This is a genomic window from Skermanella sp., assembly GCF_059503625.1.
The window spans coordinates 1-4,758 of the sequence record NZ_JCACHA010001199.1 but is presented as its reverse complement, the minus strand read 5'-3'; the positions used below and the strand labels follow the sequence as shown (position 1 = coordinate 4,758).

Below are 4,758 nucleotides of genomic sequence, written 5' to 3'. Positions count from 1 at the left end.
CCGCCAGTCACAACCGATTCAGATGCCTCAAGCTGTTCCCGGATGGACACTTACAGCCGGTACAGCACTTGCCCAGACTACAACAGCCACGCCGCCGGCCGGCACCGTCGCACGCGCGGACGACCGCGACGACGATTTTGATTGGGGCTGGATCGGCCTTTTGGGTCTGGGAGGTCTGGCGCCCTTGTTTATGCGCAAAGACCGGCAGAGCAACGTTCACGCCGACACGCGACGGTAATCCCTTCTGGGTCGCCGGGCTGTTGACCGGTTCGGTGGACCATGGCGCCAGTAGCTAGGACAGGTGCGGTGACCCGGGCGGTGCGGCCCGGAACCGCAGCCCGGCAACCGTTCCTCAGCCACACTCGGCGGGGTGGCGTGAGAAGGTGCCGCGAAGCTGCGCCGCCAATGCGTGCAGCAGCCGCGTGCCCATGCCCGAGCCGTGCGGAAGCGTTGCAGGCGGCGTCCCCAGCAACTCACCCTCGGCGGGCAGACCAATGCCGTCGTCGGCCACGGTCAAGACGAACTCGTCCGCCTCGCGCGCGAAGCGCACCCGGACAGTCCCGGCCCGGTCCTCGGGAAAGGCATATTTGAGGGCGTTGGCCACCGCCTCGTTCAGCACAAGGCCAAGCTGTACGGCCCGCTCGGTGTCGAGCGTGTGCGCCTCGGCCTCGGTCACCAGCGCCACCGGGCGCAAACCGCGCCAATCTGCGCCGCTATGATGTCAGAGCATAGACTCTCGATAAAGCGCTGGGTGTTGACCACGGCCGCCTCCTCGTTGGCGCCGCCCGCACCGTCGATGCCGGTGAGGTGGGTGTGGACGCGCGCGAGCGCTGAGTTCGGCGAAGGTCAGCGCCTCGGCTACTGGGAGGCCTAGGCCTTTTGGACCCGCCGCAGCACGCTGGAATTGCGGCATAGTATTTGATCGGAACGGTTGGGAGCGGGCTGGGCAGCACGGAAGCCCATCGGTATGTACCTCGCAGCACCAATCCTATATCGCATACGTCACCCTCGCTGGTTCGCCGCTCCAGGCCGGCTGAGAAGCGACAGCCGTGGATGCAGCGGAGCAGAGTCCCTTGCGGATTACTCAACAGAGACCCGCGGCCCGAGCGATGGTGCCAGTCGCGTTCAGGTATGGCGCTTTTAGCTTGCTACCGTTGTTTGGATACCTGCATCTTTCGCAATAAGCGGCTGACCGAGCTTCCATTCACCAGGGAGGGATTATGGCTCCGCGCATCCGACCTGTAACGGAATCAGACACCATCCACGTCGGTCGCATCATGTATGACGCCTTCCGCGGAATTGCCGAGGCACATGGATTTTATCCAGACCTCCACGATGTCGAGAACGGGGTACGCCTTGCAGATACCTTTATCGCCTCGCCAACCATGTTCGGGGTCGTTGCGGAGCAGGATGGCCACATCGTCGGCTCCAACTTTCTGGCGGAAGGTGACCCTATCCGTGCTGTTGCTACACTGACGGTCGATCCGCGGTTCCAGGGCCGTGGTGTTGGACGTGCTCTGATGGCAGCCGTTCTAGAACGTGCCGAAACGGCTGCCAGCGTGCGCCTTGTCGCTGACGCTTTCAATGTCCGTTCCGTGCCGCTCTACGCCTCGATGGGTTTTGAGGTCAAAGAGCCCCTGCTGGTGATGCGCGGCACCTGCCGGAGCGGACCACTCCCCAGTTATGTGACTCGCCCGCTAGTCGCCGATGATCTCGCCAACTGCGCTACGCTTGCCGACAAAGTTTATGGCGCGGAGCGTACCGCTGAACTGCGCAATGCAATCAACCTCTTCAAGCCATTTGTTGTTGAGACCGACGGCAGAGTTCGTGGTTACCTATCCTCCGCAACATTGTGGCTAGCGAACCACGGCATCGCAGAGACCGAGAGCGATCTAAGGGCGCTGATTGCGGGAGCGTCGGCAGTCATCGATGAACCGATCTCGTTTTTGCTTCCGATACGGCAGGCTAGCTTATTCGAGTGGTGCATCAGCGAGGGATTACGCGTCGTGAAGCCGATGGTCCTAATGGCCAAGGGCGAGTACCACCAGCCAGGAGGAGCTTGGTTCCCGTCCGTTTCATACTGAACACCGACCCTGGCGATGTTTGTGGCCTATGGTTCAAAGTTCGGGCCAGCGACGTGGCGGTCTCCGCAAGGCGAACGCCTGACGCGTGCGGTGCGCTCCCTGAGTTCGTCTTGCTTCGTAAAGCCGGCATCGCACCGCAGGTGGACGCTCCAGCACCGAAGAGCCGCGACCGCACAGGCAAGTTCAGGATAAACATGACGTGCATGCTTATGGTCATGATTGACCTGCGCCTGCCAGACTACGCAATCGTCTTCGCCGACGCCGTCTTCCTCGACCTCACAGGCTATGCTCGCAAGGACGATCTTGGGCGCAACCGCCGTTTCCTCCAGGGTGCGCTCGCCAGCCAGGACACCGTGGGCCAAATCCGCGCCGTCCCGGTCGAGCGGCGCCCGAACGCAGCCAAGATACTGACCTACAAGCGGAACCGCACGCCCTTCTGGAATGGCCTGTTTATCGGTTCGGTCTTTGGTCCGGATAGCGCGACACGGCGGGTATACGCAAAAATCGAGTAACCTTGTTGGCGCGGGAGTTAGACCACCGTGGCAAGAATGCCCTGGCAGTGCTCCAGTCGGTGCTGCGCCTTAGCCTTACCCCGCGAGACGAGCCCAAGAAGTTTGCCATCTCCGTCTGAGGCTATCTGGAAGCGCAACACTCGGCTGAGCGCCGTTACCCTCTTTTGTCTGTCTCTTCCATCCCCCTTTGGTCATCGGTCTGCTATGCGATCACCAAATCAGTCTCTTCGCACAAGGCGGCTCAGCCGCGCATGCATGCTGAAGCTCCGGCGCGAAAATGCTTCTTCTGCGGGCGGCAAAGCGGCTCCCGGGAGCGCTCCCGGCTTCTCTATCGCTGCTCTTGCAACATCTTGCGCGTGCCAGAGCGCTTCGACCAACTGCCGCAAGGCGGCACCATGCTCGGTCCGTAGCCGCTCGATTTCCGCGGCATGAGCCGTTCTCAGGTGATCCAACTTCAGTTTTAGACGAGCTATTTCGGCAGCGTGTTTCGCCCGCTCCAACGTCTCTCCGGCGCAAACCCGCTGTTCGGCCTCTAGTGTGCGCTGCCGAGAGCCTGCCACAACGGTGTCTGACGGCGGGGCGACGGGATACTGGGCTGACGGCGCCATCTGGTTCGACACCATCGATCCCGCAGGCGAAATCGCTTGCTCCGGTGCCACGATAGCTTTGCTAAAATGCAACAATCCATCCATGTTGGCAACACTAACCCGCAGGTGAGTGACTGCGCGAGTTGTGTGTTGGCCTTTGCTAGCAACCCCAGCGGGTGCGGCATCTGCGCCACAGGGTCGCTCGGCAGCACTACCCACCTCCCGCGCAGCCGTCGAACAATCGCCCCGCCCCGACCCGCTACAGCGCCCACGCCTCATCCGCTCAAAGACCGCGCGCGAAGCTGACCACCCCCAATGCGCCTTCGTCCGCCCGCGGGTGCTCAGCGGCTTCTCCACGCACCACACGATAAGACCACGCAAAAGCGCAGGTTGGAGGCCGAGTGACGCAAGCCTCAGGTTCATCTTGGGCGCGTTAGGACATCAGCGACTTCCCCCGTACCCGCCATCGGGCCACATGCCGGGTGCCTAATGCCGATCGCGGTCCCGGCGCCGACTGTCCATCTCGATCCGGCGGCACTCGTCGTCGAACCGCCTCTGCTGCTCGTCTAGCTTCCGCTCCGCGTCCCCGGCGGAGCGGCGGCAATCGTCCGCGTCCCGCATGCCGCAGCGGTTCGTGTCCCGCTCGTCCTGGCCGCTTTCTCCGATGGTACCCAAGAGAAGCGCCGTAAGTCCGCTTCGGTCCGAATGAGCATGGCACCGCACTGCCTTTATGCCCGGCAGTCAGCGGCCCTGTTGCAGGACGGTGCTCGGACGTTCTTGCCCGGGGACGACAAACCCCGCCTTGGGCGATGTTGGCGTCCAAGCGCAGGGGCGGCTCGTCTCGGTCCCTGGCGGTCATTACCCTGCACTTCGGCCACATCCGGGCCAACCCGGTGGTCAGCGGCCTGCTCATGCCATCCGCTGCGGCATGCGAGCACCGCTTTGGTGAGCTTCGGGTACCGGCGGCGAACTTGACACCCACCTCAACCTCGACTGACTCGCCCGTCTCGCTCACCTTGCGCTGCACCTCCTCATGCACAGCACACTGCACCTACCTGCGTTGCCTAGGTGCCCTGAACTGACTCCTGTTTCCGAGCGTTTCCCGGTCCGCCGCAGCGTCACGCAATGGAACTTCCGATGAGATTCCTCACCCAAATTCCGGCGTTCGATCCAAATGGCCACATCAACGTCGTCATTGAAACGCCGAAGGGCAGCCATAACAAATACGCCTATGATGAGGAGTTCGGTGCATTCCGCTTCAAGGCGGTGATGCCAGAGGGCAACCTGTTTCCCTACGACTTCGGCTTCGTCCCTTCCACGCTTGGTGAGGATGGCGACCCGCTCGACGTTCTGGTCCTGCTCGACGTGTCGCTCCCCGTAGGCTGCCTTCTTTCGGCACGGCCACTCGGCGTGATCGAGGCGGAGCAGCGAGAGCGGGATGGCAAGATGGAACGCAACGACCGCCTCCTTGCGGTCGCCACCAAGGCCCGCACGCACGCCCATGTCCACAGTCTAGAAGACCTCAGTGTCCATCCGGGAACAGCTTGAGGCATCTGAATCGGTTGTGACTGGCGG

Annotated in this window: 7 protein-coding genes; 5 read left to right on the top strand and 2 right to left on the bottom strand. The window is 62.5% G+C overall.

Translation table 11 applies throughout. The annotated features are described in order from the left end of the window. Positions 1 to 238: WGxxGxxG family protein (locus AC5JJ6_RS42115; RefSeq protein WP_496047780.1), on the top strand; the 238-nt coding region annotated here is incomplete at its 5' end. Positions 239 to 352: 114 nt separating this feature from the next. On the opposite strand, the gene AC5JJ6_RS42110 is transcribed toward AC5JJ6_RS42115, so the two are convergent. After that, positions 353 to 685, bottom strand: a complete 333-nt coding sequence (locus AC5JJ6_RS42110; RefSeq protein ID WP_496047779.1) for an ATP-binding protein — start codon at positions 683 to 685, stop codon at positions 353 to 355. 535 nt (positions 686 to 1,220) lie between these two features. On the opposite strand from AC5JJ6_RS42110, the gene AC5JJ6_RS42105 reads away from it, so the two are divergent. The 3 genes from AC5JJ6_RS42105 to AC5JJ6_RS42095 all read left to right on the top strand — a co-directional run bounded on the left by AC5JJ6_RS42105 (position 1,221) and on the right by AC5JJ6_RS42095 (position 2,715). Next, the gene (locus AC5JJ6_RS42105) at positions 1,221 to 2,084 is read left to right on the top strand and encodes a GNAT family N-acetyltransferase (RefSeq protein ID WP_496047778.1); all 864 of its coding nucleotides are present in this window, start codon (positions 1,221 to 1,223) and stop codon (positions 2,082 to 2,084) included. Between the two features lie 110 nt (positions 2,085 to 2,194). Continuing rightward, positions 2,195 to 2,596, top strand: coding sequence for a hypothetical protein (locus AC5JJ6_RS42100; RefSeq protein ID WP_496047777.1), 402 nt, complete (start codon positions 2,195 to 2,197; stop codon positions 2,594 to 2,596). A gap of 2 nt (positions 2,597 to 2,598) precedes the next feature. Then, positions 2,599 to 2,715, top strand: a complete 117-nt coding sequence (locus AC5JJ6_RS42095; RefSeq protein WP_496047776.1) for an HWE histidine kinase domain-containing protein — start codon at positions 2,599 to 2,601, stop codon at positions 2,713 to 2,715. Positions 2,716 to 3,669: 954 nt separating this feature from the next. Here AC5JJ6_RS42095 and AC5JJ6_RS42090 read toward each other — a convergent pair. Beyond that, complete coding sequence (locus tag AC5JJ6_RS42090; RefSeq protein WP_496047775.1) at positions 3,670 to 3,858, bottom strand: hypothetical protein; 189 nt, start codon at positions 3,856 to 3,858, stop codon at positions 3,670 to 3,672. A 450-nt stretch (positions 3,859 to 4,308) separates the two neighbouring features. Between AC5JJ6_RS42090 and AC5JJ6_RS42085 the strand changes: the two genes are divergently transcribed. Beyond that, positions 4,309 to 4,731: an inorganic diphosphatase gene (locus AC5JJ6_RS42085; RefSeq protein ID WP_496047774.1), complete on the top strand. Its 423-nt coding sequence runs from the start codon at positions 4,309 to 4,311 to the stop codon at positions 4,729 to 4,731. Positions 4,732 to 4,758 lie beyond the last annotated feature (27 nt).